Origin of the sequence: Paenibacillus oryzae, assembly GCF_001675045.1 — a bacterium.
GTDB lineage: Bacteria > Bacillota > Bacilli > Paenibacillales > Paenibacillaceae > Pristimantibacillus > Pristimantibacillus oryzae.
The window spans coordinates 98,646-115,986 of sequence record NZ_LYPA01000050.1 but is presented as its reverse complement, the minus strand read 5'-3'; the positions used below and the strand labels follow the sequence as shown (position 1 = coordinate 115,986).

The 17,341-nt window shown below is 49.5% G+C and carries 18 protein-coding genes; 17 read left to right on the top strand and 1 reads right to left on the bottom strand.

The window, feature by feature from the left end; translation table 11 throughout:
* The first annotated feature begins 153 nt into the window (after window positions 1–153).
* The gene (locus tag A7K91_RS10575) at window positions 154–870 is read left to right on the top strand and encodes a 3-ketoacyl-ACP reductase (protein WP_068682412.1); all 717 of its coding nucleotides are present in this window, start codon (window positions 154–156) and stop codon (window positions 868–870) included.
* 6 nt (window positions 871–876) lie between these two features.
* Here A7K91_RS10575 and A7K91_RS10570 read toward each other — a convergent pair whose 3' ends face one another.
* Complete coding sequence (locus A7K91_RS10570; protein WP_068682410.1) at window positions 877–1,851, bottom strand: cation diffusion facilitator family transporter; 975 nt, start codon at window positions 1,849–1,851, stop codon at window positions 877–879.
* A 276-nt stretch (window positions 1,852–2,127) separates the two neighbouring features.
* Between A7K91_RS10570 and A7K91_RS10565 the strand changes: the two genes are divergently transcribed.
* From A7K91_RS10565 to A7K91_RS10490, 16 genes are all read left to right on the top strand, one after another.
* The gene (locus A7K91_RS10565) at window positions 2,128–4,500 is read left to right on the top strand and encodes a glycoside hydrolase family 95 protein (protein ID WP_068682408.1); all 2,373 of its coding nucleotides are present in this window, start codon (window positions 2,128–2,130) and stop codon (window positions 4,498–4,500) included.
* A gap of 432 nt (window positions 4,501–4,932) precedes the next feature.
* The gene (locus tag A7K91_RS10560; RefSeq protein WP_156739466.1) at window positions 4,933–5,835 is read left to right on the top strand and encodes an NAD(P)/FAD-dependent oxidoreductase; all 903 of its coding nucleotides are present in this window, start codon (window positions 4,933–4,935) and stop codon (window positions 5,833–5,835) included.
* Between the two features lie 79 nt (window positions 5,836–5,914).
* The gene (locus tag A7K91_RS10555) at window positions 5,915–6,337 is read left to right on the top strand and encodes an Rrf2 family transcriptional regulator (RefSeq protein ID WP_068682404.1); all 423 of its coding nucleotides are present in this window, start codon (window positions 5,915–5,917) and stop codon (window positions 6,335–6,337) included.
* 56 nt (window positions 6,338–6,393) lie between these two features.
* A complete protein-coding gene (locus A7K91_RS27370; RefSeq protein WP_342671735.1) occupies window positions 6,394–6,855 on the top strand; it encodes a methyltransferase family protein in 462 nt (153 codons plus the stop codon).
* 250 nt (window positions 6,856–7,105) lie between these two features.
* Window positions 7,106–7,573 (top strand): hypothetical protein, encoded by a 468-nt coding sequence (locus A7K91_RS10545; protein WP_068682400.1) that lies wholly within the window; start codon window positions 7,106–7,108, stop codon window positions 7,571–7,573.
* 235 nt (window positions 7,574–7,808) lie between these two features.
* The gene (locus tag A7K91_RS10540; protein ID WP_068682398.1) at window positions 7,809–8,180 is read left to right on the top strand and encodes a hypothetical protein; all 372 of its coding nucleotides are present in this window, start codon (window positions 7,809–7,811) and stop codon (window positions 8,178–8,180) included.
* Window positions 8,177–9,592, top strand: coding sequence for a right-handed parallel beta-helix repeat-containing protein (locus A7K91_RS10535; protein WP_082967368.1), 1,416 nt, complete (start codon window positions 8,177–8,179; stop codon window positions 9,590–9,592). The genes A7K91_RS10540 and A7K91_RS10535 overlap by 4 nt, the downstream gene beginning before the upstream one ends.
* A complete protein-coding gene (locus A7K91_RS26000) occupies window positions 9,589–10,338 on the top strand; it encodes a nitrous oxide reductase accessory protein NosL (RefSeq protein ID WP_082967367.1) in 750 nt (249 codons plus the stop codon). Before A7K91_RS10535 ends, A7K91_RS26000 begins: the two co-directional genes overlap by 4 nt.
* Window positions 10,335–11,156 carry an ABC transporter permease gene (locus tag A7K91_RS10525; protein ID WP_068682396.1) on the top strand — a complete coding sequence of 274 codons (822 nt, stop codon included), beginning with the start codon at window positions 10,335–10,337 and terminating at the stop codon, window positions 11,154–11,156. The genes A7K91_RS26000 and A7K91_RS10525 overlap by 4 nt, the downstream gene beginning before the upstream one ends.
* Entirely contained in the window at window positions 11,122–11,871 is a 750-nt protein-coding gene (locus tag A7K91_RS10520; RefSeq protein WP_068682394.1) for an ABC transporter ATP-binding protein, read from the top strand. Before A7K91_RS10525 ends, A7K91_RS10520 begins: the two co-directional genes overlap by 35 nt.
* Window positions 11,872–11,899: 28 nt before the next feature.
* Window positions 11,900–12,415 (top strand): redoxin domain-containing protein, encoded by a 516-nt coding sequence (locus A7K91_RS10515; RefSeq protein WP_068682392.1) that lies wholly within the window; start codon window positions 11,900–11,902, stop codon window positions 12,413–12,415.
* Window positions 12,416–12,822: 407 nt separating this feature from the next.
* Window positions 12,823–13,647, top strand: a complete 825-nt coding sequence (locus A7K91_RS10510; RefSeq protein ID WP_068682390.1) for a sensor histidine kinase — start codon at window positions 12,823–12,825, stop codon at window positions 13,645–13,647.
* 1 nt (window position 13,648) lies between these two features.
* Window positions 13,649–14,302: a response regulator gene (locus A7K91_RS10505; RefSeq protein WP_082967366.1), complete on the top strand. Its 654-nt coding sequence runs from the start codon at window positions 13,649–13,651 to the stop codon at window positions 14,300–14,302.
* Between the two features lie 130 nt (window positions 14,303–14,432).
* Complete coding sequence (locus A7K91_RS10500; RefSeq protein ID WP_082967365.1) at window positions 14,433–15,230, top strand: AraC family transcriptional regulator; 798 nt, start codon at window positions 14,433–14,435, stop codon at window positions 15,228–15,230.
* Window positions 15,231–15,452: 222 nt separating this feature from the next.
* Window positions 15,453–16,382: an ABC transporter permease gene (locus A7K91_RS10495; protein ID WP_245697398.1), complete on the top strand. Its 930-nt coding sequence runs from the start codon at window positions 15,453–15,455 to the stop codon at window positions 16,380–16,382.
* A 15-nt stretch (window positions 16,383–16,397) separates the two neighbouring features.
* Window positions 16,398–17,267 carry a carbohydrate ABC transporter permease gene (locus tag A7K91_RS10490; RefSeq protein ID WP_068682386.1) on the top strand — a complete coding sequence of 290 codons (870 nt, stop codon included), beginning with the start codon at window positions 16,398–16,400 and terminating at the stop codon, window positions 17,265–17,267.
* The last annotated feature ends 74 nt before the right edge of the window (window positions 17,268–17,341 follow it).

Here is a 17,341-nt window from a genome sequence, read left to right as displayed (position 1 = left end):
AAAGCCTGCATAAGCCAAGGGCAAGCTGAGCCAGCCTTAAGCTTGAGCAGTGAAGGCTTAAGTCCGCTCACTGCAAACATAAGTCCAAGCAGCGCAAGCTTAAGATGAGTAAGCTCATGCAAAAAACTGGAGCACAATGGGGGATGTTATTGAATGTTAAACAATAAAACGGCAATTATTACGGGAGCAGGCAAAGGGATCGGCAAAGCGACAGCTATTAAGCTCGCGTCAGAGGGTGTTAATCTGGGGCTGATCGCGCGGACAGCAGGCGACCTGGAGCAATTAAAGAAGGAGCTTGAGGATAGCCACGGCGTCCGGGTTTATACCGCTGCGGCTGATATTTCCGTTCAAGAGCAAGTAAATGCAGCCATTGCGGCATTGACCGAACAGTTGGGTTCGGTTGATATTTTGATCAATAGCGCAGGAATTGCCGATTTTGGCACGGTGCTGGAGATGGATAGCGGCAAATGGGAAAGCATTATTCAAACCAACCTGTTCGGCACCTATTATGCGTGTCGCGCCGTATTACCTGCAATGATTGGACAAAATGAGGGCAATATCATTAACATCTCGTCTACGGCAGGGGAAAAAGGATTTGCGAGCGGCTCTGCTTATTGCGCCTCCAAGTTTGCCGTTATGGGATTAACGGAAGCTTTGATGCAGGAGGTTCGCAAATCCAATATTCGCGTAACTGCGCTTACGCCTAGCACGGTTAATACGGGAATGGCGGTTGGTCTGGGCTTAAAAATCGGCGACGAGGATCATATGATGCAGCCGGAGGACGTTGCAGAATTAATCCTTGCCGGATTGAAGCTGCCGCAAAGGGTTCTGCTCAAAAGCGCAGGCATTTGGACAACCAACCCGGCTTAGCCTGCATTAATGATGGTGATGGGCATGAGCGTCCGGCGTTCCTGGCTTTGCTGTGCACAGGACAGAATCCTCATGCCCGTGTTTCTCCGACTCCGCTTGCAGGGTAACATGGGCAATGCCTTTATGCTCAAGAGCATGCTCGATTTTTTTGATAAGCAGTTCTGTATCGTAAACGCTGCTGCCTCCATCTACGACGATGTGGGCAGTCAAGGCGTTTTGATTGCTGGTGATGGACCAGAGATGCACGTCATGGACGCCCAATACGCCTTTTGTGTCCAGAATGCTGCTTACGATATCGTTCAGATCCAGATGGCTAGGCGTTCCCTCCATCAATACATGAAGAGACGATTTGGTTACAAAAAAGCCGCTCCTCAGCACTAGACCCGCCACAATTACGCTGGCAAGCGGGTCAGCCCAACCCCATCCAAAAAACATCATCAGAAGCGCTGCGGCGATAGCTCCTACCGAGCCCAGCATGTCGCTAATGACGTGCAGGTACGCGCCGCGCATGTTCAGGTTGGTTTTGGTGTCGCTGCCCCGCATCATAATCCATGCGACCAAAATATTGATCAAAAGGCCGATTGTGCTAATAATCAGCATACCTGTTGTTGCAACCTGCGGCGGATTGGCAAAGCGTTCAATCGCTTCATAAAAAATATAGAGCGAAATGCCAATCAGCGTTATGCCATTTAAAACGGCAGCCAAAATTTCAAATCGTCTGTAGCCGTAGGTTTTGCCGCTGTTGGCAGCTTTTTCGCCGAAACGGAACGCTAGCAGCGCAATGCCAAGCGCAATGGAATCGGATAACATATGGCCCGCGTCGGACAATAAGGCCAGGCTGTTCGTCATTACGCCGCCAACTGCTTCTATGATCATGTAGGCGGTAATGATTATAAATGAAATAAGCAGTATTTTTTTGTTGCCGGTATGTCCGTGAGAGTGTCCATGATTATGGCCGTGGTCATGCTGATGTCCAGACATTGAGATCCGCTCCTTAAGGGTCTTTTTTTATTAATATATGAATAGTTGATCATATGTTATTTTTATTATAATGACATTGGATGATTCATGTCAATCCTTCATTTGCAGGTTATCTTAAAAAAAGTCCGAAATAGATCAAAATGCGCAATATATTTCCTGATTTTATTGGTATAAACTATTAGAGTAGCCCGATTCCCGGGCACCGGTCAGGCTGTTTCCGGCCCAATGGGATAAATGGTATTGATGAATTTGATTGACTTGGGAGGATCTATTGCAATGAGTATGATTTATTATAAGCCAGCCGTTTATTGGACGGAAGCGCTTCCGGTCGGCAACGGCAACCTTGGCGCTATGGTATTTGGCGGGGTAGAGTCTGAACGCATTCAGCTTAATGAAGACACATTATGGTCTGGAGCTCCGAAGGACTGGAATAATGACAGTGCAAAAGCAGTTTTGCCAAAAATCAGAGAAAGTATCAGCCGGGAGGACTATGCCACAGCAGATGCGCTGGGCAAGGAAATCATGGGACCTTATACGCAATCGTATTTGCCCTTTGCCGACCTGCTGCTGACGATGGAGCATGGGAACAAATTTCACAACTATAAGCGTTCATTGGATTTGGATAACGGCATTGCAGCGGTTTCTTATACGGTGGGCGGCAATGATTACAAAAGAGAGGTGTTTGCGTCCCATCCTGACGGGGTCATTGTCATTCGGCTGGAATCCTCCAAGCCTGGCCTGCTGAGCTTCCGGGCGAAGCTGTCTAGCCTGCTTCGCCATGCGACAAGCGCGGAGGGGGACGCGTTTACGATTCACGGCGTTGCGCCGGAGCAGGTGTGGCCAAGCTATTACTATTCGGAAAATCCTATCCTGTATGGCGACGCTGAACAGAGCGAGGCGCTTGCTTTCCACGGGCGTTTAAAAGCGGTGCTTGACGGGGGAGAGTGGAAGGTCAACCACGACGGGCTGCATGTTTATGGCGCTACCTCTGCTGTATTGTATTTTAGCGCGGCTACCTCCTTCGATTCAGAGAAAGGCGCTAGCAGCAAGGAAAGGCTGCCGGAGGCTGTTACTAGCTCCATTATCGCCGCTGTTGCAGCAAAGCCGTTCCATGAAGTGAAGAGCAGCCATATTAACGATTACCAGGAGTTATATAACCGGGTTTCCATTCATCTTGGAGACAGCCTGGCGCCTGAAGGTATGGCAACGGACGAGCGCATTGCAACGTATGGAAGCAGCGATCCCGGCTTATCCGCTTTATTGTTCAACTTTGGCCGCTACCTTATGATATCCAGCTCCCGCAAAGGAACGATGCCCGCCAACCTGCAGGGGATATGGAACGAAGAAACCCGCGCGCCGTGGAGCAGCAATTATACGCTGAATATTAACGCGCAAATGAACTATTGGCCGGCGGAGAGCTGCAATATGGCCGAGCTGCATGAGCCGCTGCTGTCGTATATCGAGCGGCTGGCTGTCAACGGTAAAGAAACCGCGCGGGTCAATTATGGCGCACGGGGCTGGGTAGCCCATCATAACTCCGACATATGGGCGCAATCCGCTCCGGTCGGCGATTATGGCGACGGCGACCCCATCTGGGCTTATTGGCCGCTGGGAGGGGTATGGCTGACCCAGCATTTATGGGAGCATTATTTGTTTGGCAGGGATGCAGCGTTCCTTGGAGAGCGGGCTTACCCTGTTATGAAGGAAGCGGCGTTATTTTGTCTGGACTGGCTGTACGAGGATGATAAAGGCTTCCTGATTACCGGGCCTTCCACGTCTCCGGAGCATAAGTTCAGAATAGGCGATAAATGTTATGCCATCAGCGCTGCGGCAACGATGGATCTGATGCTGATTGCGGAGCTGTTCGATAATTGCGCGGAAGCAGCCGGAATTTTGGGCGTAGATGAGGAGCTTGCGGCAGAGCTGGCTGAAGCCAGACGCCGTCTCCTGCCGTTCCAGATCGGCAAGCATGGACAGCTTCAGGAGTGGTACAAGGATTTTGACGACGAGGATGTTCATCATCGCCATGTATCTCATCTGGTTGGCATTTACCCGGGCAAGCTGATCACGGAGAAAACCGACAGCGAGCTGTTCAAGGCTGCGCAGGTGTCGCTGGAACGCCGCGGCGATGATGGCACGGGCTGGAGCCTGGGCTGGAAAATCAGCCTGTGGGCGCGCTTCGGAGACGGCAATCGCGCGGAAAACCTGTTGTCCAATCTGCTGACCTTGGTGAGCAATGACGGCAAAGGAAACCGTGGTCAAGGCGGCGTATATGCCAATTTGTTCGATGCGCATCCTCCTTTCCAAATTGACGGCAATTTTGCCGCAACAGCAGGTATAGCGGAGATGCTGCTGCAATCGCATCAAGGTTATCTGGAGCTTCTACCTGCCTTGCCTGAGAAGTGGCCGACCGGTTATGTGAACGGCCTGCGCGCCAGAGGCGGCTATGTAGTGGATCTGCAATGGGAAAATGGACAACTGGCCGGCCTTTCCCTCCTGTCGAGCTTTGACCAGGAGTGCGAGCTTGCTGTTCCGAATGAGCCAATACGCATTTCGTGCAAAGACGAGGACATTCAGTGGAGCCGCGTTTCGGACAATCGTCTGAAAGTAAAGCTGCTGGCTGGTCAACGCTGCAATTTTATTTTTTAGATACAACGGTATAAAAAGCTCGGGCAGTTTCTCCTGCGGGGAACAAACCCGAGCTTTTTGGCATGATGCAAATGGGGCAATCCGGGGTTTGATGGATAATGGGAACAATGAAAGTGGCCAAAAAGGAAGGTGGCTGATGAGTGGGTTTGATGATGTATTGAACCGTGCGGTGTGTGAACTGATCGCCAAACAGGTTGACATGCCGTCCTAATGGAGATATTATAGACACACTAAGTCTTTTATTTAGTTTTTCGAATAAATAATTAGCTCAACCTAATAATCAGTGCATGACAGAAAACAGAGCCTAGCGGAAGAACCCTCTGTCCCGTAGCGTTTCATCTCTGCCCAAGTCAAGCACTGATCTCTGTTTTGAACTAATTAAGGATATTAAAAGTCTTTAATACATTTAATGGAGAGAAGGCGAAAATGATGATAAAAGTTGATTGCGCAATTGTTGGAGGAGGGCCGGCTGGCCTGCAAGCGGCACTGGTGCTTGGACGGGCAAGAATAAGCGTTGCATTGATTGACGATAATCGGCCAAGAAATGCGGTCACGCATGCATCACATAGCTATTTGACCCGCGATGGCATCAAACCCGCCGAATTCCGCCGTATTGCTTATGAGGAGGTGCTGAGCTATCCAACGGTCACCCGTTATGAATGGGAAGCAAAGGAAATTACCCGCGCTGAAAACGGCTTCGTTCTTTCTGGTGAAGACGGCAGCAGGGTGCTGGCACGAAAAGTGCTGGTGGCAACAGGGCTGAAGGAAATATTGCCCGATGTCGAGGGATTGCGGGACTGTTATGGAAAAAGCCTGTTTAATTGCCCGTTTTGCGATGGCTTTGAATTGAGGGGTCAGCCGCTGGCCGTTTTTTCGGAGCAGCCGGGCGCTTATCACATGGTCAAAATGATCAGCCATTGGAGCAAGGATCTGGTCGTTTGCACAAATGGCAGCAATAGTCTGAGTGAAGAGGAAAAAGAGCGGCTTCGCAAAAAGAACATAATGGTTATGGAGCAGCCGGTGACTTCGTTTGTCCATCAGGAGGGCAAGCTTGAGGCTATTGCTTTTGCTGATGGCGCCATCCTTCCGCGTTCTGGAGGGTTTGTGGCTCCGGTTCTGCAGCCCCGCGCCGATTTTCAAGCAACGCTCCACTATGAGCGCAACGAGCTTGGCGGAATTGCTGCGGACTCATGGGGCAACAGCGGCGTTCCGGGATTGTTTGCGGCCGGCGATGCAGCTTATGTGATGCCGTCCCAGCTCATATTTGCAGCTGCGGATGGCGCCAGGGCGGCGATGAGTGTAGTTAAGGAGCTGATAGAGGAGGAAATGGAATAAGATAAGGGTTATCCCGTTGTATTTTTATCCAATAACCAGTTATGATAGGGGGAAACGGAAGCCGGACGGAGGACTCCCTATGAAATATTCCAAAGCTACAAATTACGCCCTTCATACGATGTTGTTTCTTGCAGCTGCAACGCCTAAGCAGCCGATGAGCGTTCACCAGCTAGCCGAACGGCAAGACGTATCCCCGACGTATTTGTCCAAAATATTAACGAAGCTCGTCAAAGCCAATATGATTGAATCCGCATCTGGAGCGGGCGGGGGCTACCGCTTGAAACGTAATTGGGAAACTATATCGTTTCTGGACATCATCCATGCCATCGAAGGAACCTCGTCCCTGTTCGATTGTGGGCTTGATCATGGTCCCGACTGTCTGATCGACCAGGTCATGTCGTCTGCCGAGCGGCAAATGGAGGACTTTTTGCGCAATCAGAAAATGGCGGCTTTTGCGGAGCGGATGAATGCCTTCACTGCGGGAGCGGGAGGGGAAGCGTAGTGAATGCGTTTCTTTTAGTTTTACCGCTCCTCCTGATTAGGTTTGGCCTATTGGGGATGCAAGGCAAATCTGCTTTGAGTCGCGCCGCTATGTTTGCTCCGTTAGAAGGCGGAGAAAAAGCGGCTTATTATGTTTATCAGCTATCGAATGTTTTTATTATGTTGTATCCGCTTTTTTTAAAGGTACAAACAAGCTCGCCGCTATTTATAGCGGGCTTGTTTTTTTGCGTTTTAGGCATGGTTGTTCTGGTTTGTTCAACGCTTGCATTCGCAAAGCCTAACCAGAGCGGGTTAAATGAAAGCGGCATTTACAGCTTTTCTCGCAACCCGATGTACATCGGATATTTTATCTATTTTGTTGGCTGCGCATTGTTAATGCATTCCATAATCCTATTTATTGCCGTGTTCATTTTCCAACTAACAGCGCACTGGATTATTCTTTCCGAGGAACGATGGTGCAGGAGTAAGTTCGGAAGTCAATATACACACTATATGAAAAGAGTAAGACGTTACCTTTAATGATCTGCTCCTTTGTACAACATTTCATCTGGCGAGTACATAAGCATATCCTGTCTATTTCGAATAAAAGGGCGCAAACACTAACCGGTGTTTGTGCCTTTTTTGTCTGTTTTTTGTGACAGTTGATTGATGTAATAGTTGTTTCTCAATGGAACGGGTGGGCCATGGCCCTAAGGAGCTATAGCTAAACAGGAACAAATAGGGAAAAATAAGGGGAGAAAACAGAAGAAAGGGCGGGAAGGGGATAGCGATGACAAAATCGCGGAAAAGCTTTGCCATCATTATGTTGACTGCGGCATGTGTTCTGATTGTGCTGCTCCTGACAGGCCCGGCCCTCACGCGATTTGCTTCAGGAGGCGCTGTGCTGAAGGAGCCCGTTTATTGGCATGTTATGGGCAAGGATGCTCATATGTCGTTGCGAATACGGCAAGAAAAGGGCGGCAAACAAGCTTTGCGCCTGGATGTATGGCTGCCAGCCGGTTTGGGCGAACCGGGTTCGGCGGCGGTTTCCCTTCGACGGGATGGCGAAACAAGCGAGGTGCCGCTTCAATATGTGAAGGGCGGGCCGGACCCTTATGGTTTTGAAGGCTTTGACAAATACACCTATGAATCTGCAGGGCGTTTTATCAACGATAGCGGCTTATGGCTCTTAAAGGTTGACGTGACGGATTCAGCGGACGGGACCTATTCCTACGAAAAAGAAGAGAACATTCCATAGACAGGGTTAACGGGGCCTGTACCTGTGAAAAATATGATTATAACCGGTAATTCAGGCAGTCTGTGAGCAAAATCCGTGAACAATGGCAATGGAAAAACAAACAGGCGGAGGAATACCGACACAAAGCTGTCGATGTTATGACCCTTAATAGCCCTTAAGAGTTATAGGACGCGTGGCCTCCTATTGCTAAAATGTAACCTGATAAAAAGTTGATGAAAAGGGGGGAAATGAAGCAATGAAGCTGAAAATAGGCGCTTTTTCTATTTTGATAGCGTTATCCATCCTTTTGACGGCATGCTCGGGGGAACAGCCGATTGATCTGGATGCCGTGGACGCCAAGCTTACGACAACTCCCGAAACGGTAACGGCGGGCAGTCCGACGAAGCTGCATGTAGAATTTGAAGGCATGGATGTTTCGGAGACAGCCACCGTAAATTTTGACATCCGAATTGGCGAAGAGCTGGAGCTTGTGGATGCCGCATATGAAGGCGAAGGCGTATTTGGCGGTACCTTCACGTTTCCGGAAAAGGGGATTTTGACGGTGTACGTCCATCTCTATGTCGATGATATTCATATCACGAAGAAGAAATGGGTGGAGGTTAAATGAACCCGGTCAAAGTCAAGCGGTTGATCGTTAGAGGAGTATGCTTTTTGGCCGTAGTTGCCGTTTCGCTTCTTGCGGTTGATGCTGGCGTAACGACTTCAGCTTCCGGGCCCGGGAAAGACATAGCGAAGCAAGAGCCACAGGTCCTGCAGAATCATCAGAAGCATCAGGAGCATAAAGAGCTGCAGGCGCTGCTGGATGCGGCAAAACCTGGAGATAGCCTTATTTTAAAGGAAGGCGTATATGAAGGGCCTGTTGTGATCGATAAACGCATTGTTTTGCGCGCGGACAAGCCGGGCGGGGTTATCCTGCGCAACAACAGCTCGCGGCCTGCGCTCTCCATACAGGGAGACGGCGTTGAGGTTGAAGGCTTGTCCATACAGGATATTAGCGTGAAGGAAAATGCGACTGTGCTAGTTTCGGGACAGCGGGTTATTTTGGCGGGGCTTCATATTTTGACGGGTGCGGATGGAATAGCAATCAGGGATGCCCATGACGGAACAATAAAGGATACGGTCATTCAGTGGGCGCCAAAAGGTGTACGTCAGGCCAATAAGGGAAATGGCATTGATCTGTATAATGCACATCGCTGGACGTTAACGGGCAATGAGATTACGGATGTACATGATGGCATTTATATGGAAAACAGCGACGATGCCTTGGTATCAGGCAATGTGCTCAGGCTATCGCGGTATGGCGTCCATTGCATGTATACCAAAGGAACGGTGATCGAAAACAATGAAGGCGATCGGAACGTAACCGGAGCAATGGTGATGACCGCGCGTCAGGTTTCCGTTGTTGGGAATACGTTTACCAAGCAAAGCGAAAATGTGAATTCTCAAGGCATTTTGCTGTATGACGCCCATGAAACGTCAGTAAAGGACAATAGAGTGGATGGCAATCGCGTGGGGCTTTATATCGAGCAATCGACGCTGAACAAAGTAGCGGGCAACAGCGTCAGCTATAACTTTATCGGCCTCCAGCTCCTGGAGTCCGACGATAACGAAATAACGGGAAATGGATTTGTCGGCAATGTTGCGGACGCGCAAGCGCGAGGCAGCAGAAGCAACAGTATTAGTGGGAATTACTGGGATGGTTTTCAGGGCATTGATGCCGATGGCGATGGAAGCAGCGATATTTCGTATGCTATCAATCCATTTTTTCAAGGCTTGACGCAGAAGCGGCCGCCCTTTCAATTGTTTTTTCAATCGCCCGGCATGGTGTTTCTGGAAGGGCTTTATGGGGGGGATTCCAGTGGCTGGGCTCGCGATTCGGCTCCGTTGATGGCCCCTTCGCCGGAAAGCCTTCAGTCCGCTGAACGTTCTGAGGGGGATGCTGCGTCTGCTTTACTGGGACTAGCTCTGCTGGGTTGTGCAAGCCTACTATTTTTTGGAATGAGGAGAGTTGTTCAATGAAAAGGAATGCAGGATTGTTGGTCATTATGGCGGTTATGCTGCTGCTGGCGGCGTGTGGAGGAGAAAAGTATAAAGCGCAGGCGATCAATGAAGAAACCGATGTATGCGCTATTTGCAAAATGGCGGTTAAGGACGATCAGTTTGCAACCCAGATTGTAACGAAGGACGGACAATCGCTCAAATTTGACGATATTGGCTGTCTGAATACATGGAAGACGGAAAATGGAACGGAAACGATTGGCGCGGCGTTTGTCCGCGATTACAACAGCCAGCAATGGCTGCGTTATGAAAAAGCGTATTATGCGTACGATGCCTCCTACCAGACCCCAATGGCTTACGGCGTTGTTTCCTTTGAAAAAGAAGCCGACGCGTTGGCTTTTATCAAGGATAAGGGAGCAGGCGTGATGATGACAGCCGACCAGTTGGCTAACCATACGTGGGAGGTCAACCACGACATGATGCAAATGGATGGTCACGGTCATTCCTCCGACGGCGGCCACGGCGCAGAAGCGTCTGGCCACGGCGAGCAGGCTGCCGGTGAAGCTCACGGCGCAGAAGCGTCTGGCCACGGCGAGCAGCCTGCCGGTGAAGCTCACGGCGCAGAAGCGTCTGGCCACGGCGAGCAGGCTGCCGGTGAAGCTCACGGCGAAGAAGCGTCCGGACATGACGAGCAGGCTGCCGGTGAAGCTCACGGCGCAGAAGCGTCGGGTCACGGCGAGCAAGCCTCCGGGGGCCATGGCTCGTGAATGAAATCGGCTATGTAGCGGCAAGAGAAATAAAAATTGGTTTTCGCAATCCATGGGCCTATTCCTTTATGGCCCTTTTTGCTCTATTTATGCTCAGCCTGCTGCTGATTAATGCCCAAAGCTACGTAAAAGGCTACTCAGGCATAAGCGGGACGATGCTGAATCTGGCGCTTTATCTGCTCCCACTGATGGCGCTGATGCTGGGCGCTTTTTCACTGACGGGTGAAAAGGAAGAGGGCAATTGGGAGTTGCTGTCCACCTACCCACTGGGCACATGGGCGTTTTTGTCGGGCAAATATATCGGACTATCCGTTGTGCTGCTGGTTATCGTTGCCCTTGGCTTTGGCTTGTCCGGCGTTGCGGGCTGGCTGCTGGGCGGAGGGTTTGATTTTTCCACCTATGGACAGCTTCTGGTCTTTTGCATTTGTTTATCCTTGTTTTTTCTTGGCGCTTCCATGCTGGTCGGAACGATTGCCAAAAACCGCTGGCAGGCGCTTACGCTTGCGGTCGGCATCTGGTTTTTTGCCGTCATTGCCTGGCCGTCGCTTTTGATCGCCGCGCTGGGTATGCTTCCTTATTCCGTAATCAAGCCGGCGATCACTGTATTGACCTTCTTGAATCCGGCAGAGCTTACCCGCTTGTTCACCGTTGTGAAGCTGGGGGGAGGTTCGACGCTGGGGCCGGAATATTACAACTGGATGCGGTGGATCGGGTCGCCTTGGGGAACGCCCGTTTTTGCGGGCGCGATGATGGCCTGGATCGGCGTTGCCCTGCTGATTGCTTATGCAGTGTGGGAAAGGGGGAGAAGAGTTGGCTGACGACAGGCTGCTCGACATTCAAGCGGTTCATAAACTATTTAAAGGCAAAACCGTTGTTTCCGAATTGACGATGGATATCGGACGGGGAGAAGTGGTTGCGCTATGCGGAGGCAACGGAGCCGGCAAAAGCACGCTGCTGCGCATGCTGGCAGGCATTCTGCGCCCATCCGGCGGCAGCATTGCAATTAACGGCGTTGCATGGGGAGAAAACCGGGATTTTTATGCCCGTCAGATTGGATATATGCCGGATGATTACCGGTTTAGTCAGGGGCTTACAGCGCTGGAGACGATGCTGTTTTGGGCCAGGCTGCGGGGCCTGGGAAAGGCGCGTGCCAAAGAGGTGCTGGAGCAGGTGGGCTTGAGCGGCACTGGCGGCAAGCCGGTGGCCTCTTTCTCCAAAGGCATGCGCCAGCGGGTGCTGTTTGCGCAAGCGCTGCTTGCGAAGCCCCCGCTGCTTATTATGGATGAGCCAACAAACGGCCTTGACCCTTATTGGATGGAATCCTTTGTTGCTCTGGTCCGGCAAGCGGCGGCGGAAGGTCAAACGGTTGTTTTTTCTACGCATCAACTGCAGATTGCGGAGGCGCTGGGCGATCGTTATGTCTTTTTGCGCGATGGCCGTTTGGTCCTGGATGGCAGGAAAGAAGAGATTAAGGGGCAGCATGGAGAAGCGGGGCTGCAGAAAGCTTTTGGCGAGCTTTTTGGTTTGGCCTGATAGAGGCAATAGGAGCTGAAGTGTTGGAATGAAAGCAAAAAAAGCTGTTCAATTGGCATTGCTGCTCGTTATTGCGGCGGGCGTAATCTATTCGCTTCTGCCCTATATGGAAAAGCCGCAGGCCCGGGCTGTTGTGGGGGAAGCCGCTCCGGCGTTTACGTTGACCAATCTACTGGGAGAGACGGTTCGATTGGCGGATTACAAGGGCCGAGGGGTGCTCATTAATTTTTGGGCCTCGTGGTGCAACCCTTGTGTCAACGAGCTGCCGCTTCTTAATGAAGCCTACAAGCTGAGCGGTATTGATGTATTGGCAGTTAATGTCGGCGAAAAAGGGGAGCAGGCTCAGGCTTTCGTGGATCGTTATGAGCTTGAATTCCCTGTTGTGCTGGACGAAGAGATGGAGGTCAAACGCCACTATCGCGTTGTGGGCATGCCGCTTACTCTGCTGGTGGATCGGGATGGCGAATTGATCGCAAGGCACGAAGGAGAGCTGACGGAGATGTCAGACATTCTGGACTTAATGAATCAATTAAAGAACGAATAATCGGGAGGCTCAGTGAAGGGTGAATGACATCGATTATTCAGTACACTGGGATATAGCGGGGCTCCTTATTTTTTGACGGACAAAAATGGCCGTAGGAGCGTCGTTTAGCCGCCTAAACCAATTCTTATGGTCATATCCGTCCGTTGCAGCAGAAATTAAGCGGAAAATGCCTCTTTTGCCAGCCCTGACGGCCAAAAACTTCCGTTACAAATTGACTTGAGCGTAAAAAGTCGCTTTAATGGACATTTTTGACCGTACCGGAAGTGCTGACTGATTATGTTTAGTGAGAAAGACTGCTGGAGAGCAGTTTAAAAAAGATACAGATGCGTTCCAGCAGTCTTGTCGTTAAAATAGAGAAAATAGAGAGAGATTCCGTGCATAGATAGGCGCGAGAGGAGAGGCTGCAATTGTCGTACAAGGCGATCAAATGGTTGATTCTGACGATTCCGACGTTGGCCGTTGGTTTATGGGAATATCTGCGGCATGAGTTTTTGCTTCCCTACATTTCCATGGAGCTTGGCAACTGGCTGACACCCGTCATCGTGCTGCTCGTATCCCTTTTGCTGCTGACTCAGTTGTTCCGTATGATTGAGCATAACCAGGAGGAATTAAACCGGGCCAAGGCGGTGCAAGCCGTGATGGAGGAGCGGGAAAAAATCGCCAGAGAGCTGCATGACGGCATTGCGCAATCTCTGTTTTTCTTAAACGCTCAGGTTATGCAAATGGAAAAAAAGGAGCAAGGAGAAGCCGCGCCGCTGGCAAAATTAAAGGAAAGCGTCCTTCGAGCCAATGATTATGTAAGGCAGGCGATTGCCAGCTTGCGCCATGTATCGGATTCCGATAAGCATATTTGGCTGCAAAGCGTGGACAGCCTGATCCGTGAGCTGGAGCAGGAGTCAGCGGTTTCCTTCCAGACGGAGTGGTCCATTCCCGAGGGCATGCTTACGCCAAAGGAAAAGGTGGAGCTGCTGGCTATTATCCGCGAGGCTATGCTGAACAGCTATAAGCATGCCGACGCCTCAGTCATCAGCCTGCTGGCCGAAACGGCAGGCAAAGGCTGGATTTGCTGCATCAGCGACGACGGTAAGGGCTTTGACCACGAACGGGCTGCCGCCGGGAACAGATATGGCATCAAAATGATGCAGGACCGGGCCAGGCAAATGGCGTGGCAGCTTTCTTTTGAACGGATAAACGGGGAAACGCGGGTTACAATTGCAAAGGGGGGTGGCTGATTTGTCGCCGTTCCGGGTTATTATTATCGACGACAGCGAGATGGCAAGAGAGGGCATTCGCTTGATTCTGGAAAGCGATGACGCCTTTGAGGTTGTGGCGGAAGGAACGAGCGGAGAAGAAGCGCTGGGCTTGTGTCAGCAGTGGATGCCGGATCTTGTCCTGATGGACATCCGCATGCCGGGTCTGGGCGGGCTGGAGGCCACCAGATTGCTCAAGCAGCAGCTTCCCTATATCAAGGTGGTCATGGTGACCGTCTCCGACGATATCGCCCATCTGTTCGAAGCTCTCAAAAAAGGCGCGCAGGGTTATTTGCTGAAAAACATGAAGCCGGATGAATGGCATGAATACCTGAAAGCAATCGCGGTGGATGAAGCGCCGATGACGCGGGAGCTTGCATTCCGCATCCTGAAGGAGCTGTCCCCGATTGGTAGTGAAGGTGTTCAGGAAAACCCTTTGACCACGCGCGAAACCGAGATTTTGGGGCTGGTCGCCAAAGGCATGAGCAATAAGGAGATTTCGTCCCGCCTCGATATTTCCGAGCATACCGTCAAAAATCATCTGAAAAATATTCTGCAAAAGCTCCATTTGGAGAACCGGGTGCAGCTGGCGCGTTACGCTTATGAGCAGGGCTGGATGAGGAAGTTTCCAAACTAGGACGTTGCCGACATAATAATAGACCGATGGAGAAGCGCTTTCCTCCTTCGGTCTTTTTGCGCATTGACAAGGTTGTAGCATGGTTATAGGGTATAAGTAAAAGTAATTATTTGGGAGGGGTGCGATTACAGTGGAAATTAATGATTCTTTAGTTCCTGATATCAGCTACTTAATCTATAGAAAGTGTACGCCGACATGGGAAATTATCAAAAACGAAATTTCATTCAATGACCTCACCTATGTCATAGAGGGGAAAGGCATCTATACCATTAATGGCATATCCTACGAGGTCAAGCGCGGCGATCTTCTTTGTATTCCCCGTGGAAGCATTCGCAAGGCTCATTGCATCGTCGACGATCTGATGAATTTGTACTCAGCCAACTTCACCCTTTATACCATGGAAGGAGAGCTGGCGGATATGCCTTTTCCTTTACTGTCGCATATCGGGATCAAAAGCGACCTTGTTGGGCTTTTTCGCGAGTTATCCAATGCCTGGGTTCGCAAGGAGCCCGGTTATCGCATCAAAACCAGAGGTTTGCTGCTTGTCATTATTCATAGATTGTTTGAGCTGATCCTTTTAAAGCAGGATCGCTCCAGCATGGATTATCGGGTGAAAAAAGCTATTAACTATATATCCGAAAGCTATGCGAGCAACATTTCTGTAAAGGAAATTGCCAATATGGTAGGGCTTAATACCGTATACTTCGGGGCGTTATTCAAAAATGAAACGGGAATGCTGTTGAATCAATATTTGACAATAATGCGGATCAATCATGCAGAGAACATGCTGCAAAATGGCGAATGTAAAGTTAGTGAAGCGGCAGAGCGCTGCGGCTATAAGGATCTATCGCATTTTCGCAAGCAATTCAAAATGGTTAAAGGTTATTCTCCATCGCAATGTCTTAAAAATCAGCCTAATCTAGTATAGCTGTTTTAGAGAAATTATCTTTAATTAGCCCCCCTTAGCTTTATTTATGCTATTGTTCCAACGAATCTTAAATGCTAAGTTATATAAAGAACGGGAACGGTTTAGCCGCTTTTAAGGGGAATTAATGAGCAGCCTGACGTCCTTAAAAAGTTTAATTCATACCTCTTATGCCGAAGTTTCTGTAAGCGCTTTTTTAGGAGAAAAATGTAGGGCGGTGTAAAATTGGAGATTTCAGTCAAAAGCAAGTCACTTCTGTATATGAAGCGTTACTGGATTCTGTATGCGATGCTGCTTCTTCCGTTGGCCTTTTTTATTATTTTCCGATACATACCGATGGGCTACATTCAGATTGCTTTCAAAAACTACAGCATTGTAAAAAGCCCCTGGGCGATGGACTGGGCAGGAAATTACGGGTTTGAATATTTTATTAAGGCGTTTTCCAATCGCGACTTTCTGTATGCGCTTAGAAACACCATTATGCTTAATTTCCTGGATCTGCTGATTGGATTCCCTGCGCCAATTATGCTGGCCATTATTTTAAATGAACTAGCGTTCAAGCGGTTTAAACGATTTACCCAAACGGTTGTTTATATGCCGCACTTTTTGTCCTGGGTTATTATTTCCGGGCTGGCGCTTCAGCTTCTTGCGCCAACTACCGGGCTTGTTAACATCATGCTAAACAAGATGGGATTTGCATCCATACCGTTTCTGAATGAGCCTTCTTATTGGGTAGTCACCTACATTGTTTTGGGCATATGGCAAAGCTGCGGCTGGAATACCATTATTTATTTGGCAGCTATTGCGGGAATTAACCCGGAGCTTTATGAGGCTTCAGCGGTGGATGGGGCAAACCGCCTGCGAAAAATTTGGCATATTACGCTGCCGGGGCTTCGTCCTACGATTATGATCTTGCTCATTTTAAGCCTGGGTCACATTTTGGGCAGCGAATTTGACAGACCTTACGCGCTTAGCAACAAGCTCGTTACCGATGTTTCAAACGTTATCTCTATATTCGTATACAACAACGGTATTCGGGGCTTGCAATTTTCGCTTTCAACTGCAGTCGGTTTATTTCAATCCGTCGTGTGTGTCATCTTTTTGTTTACGGCAAACGCTCTGGCAAAAAAATCTGGCGAACGCGGCATCTGGTAGAAGGAGGCTCATGAGATGATCAAATCAAGAGGCACCAAAATCGGAGACTGGATTATCGTATTATTTTGTGTGTTGTGCATTTTAGCTTGTCTCCTGCCGCTGTTGAATATATTGGCGCGCTCCTTAAGCTCTGCCGATGCTTTAGTGAAAAATGAAGTTTTGCTATTGCCAAAAGGGCTTAATTTCGAAGCTTATGCGACTGTGCTTGGCGACTCCAAATACACATGGTCGTTGTTGTGGACTGCGATACTAACCGTTATCTGCACGTTTTGGTCTATGTTTATGACCATCATGTGCGCATATCCCCTAATATACGAAAACCTTAAAGGGAAAAGGCTCATCATGGCCATCATTATTTTTACGATGTATTTTAGCGCAGGCACAATCCCGACCTATTTGCTTTTGAAGGAGCTGCACTTGCTCAATAATCCGCTGGTACTGATTTTGCCAAACAGTATTAGTGTATTTTATGTCATCATCATGCGCAGCTTTTTGTTCGGGATACCTGATAGTCTCAGAGAATCCGCCGAGCTGGATGGAGCAGGGCCGCTGAAGGTGCTTATCAACGTCTATCTGCCGCTGTCTACTCCTGTGCTTGCAACGCTGGCCCTCTTTTATGCAGTAGGCCGCTGGAACGGCTTCTCGGATGCATTGATGTTTATGTCCGACAGAACCTATTTCCCTATTCAGTTATTGCTTTACAACATTCTTAATAGCATTAGCAGCATTGATGTGGCTACACAGGAGGGTTTTTCAAGCCCTGGCCTGTCTGAAACGATCAAGTCAGCAACCGTTATGTTTGCGACGGTACCGATTCTGCTCGTCTATCCATGGCTGCAGAGATATTTTATATCGGGCGTTACCATCGGAGCGGTCAAAGGCTAATTTTTCATGAGGATAGAAATTGGCAATGTCAATTTTTATAAATCAATCCGCACTGCAAATGAAAAGGGGGAACA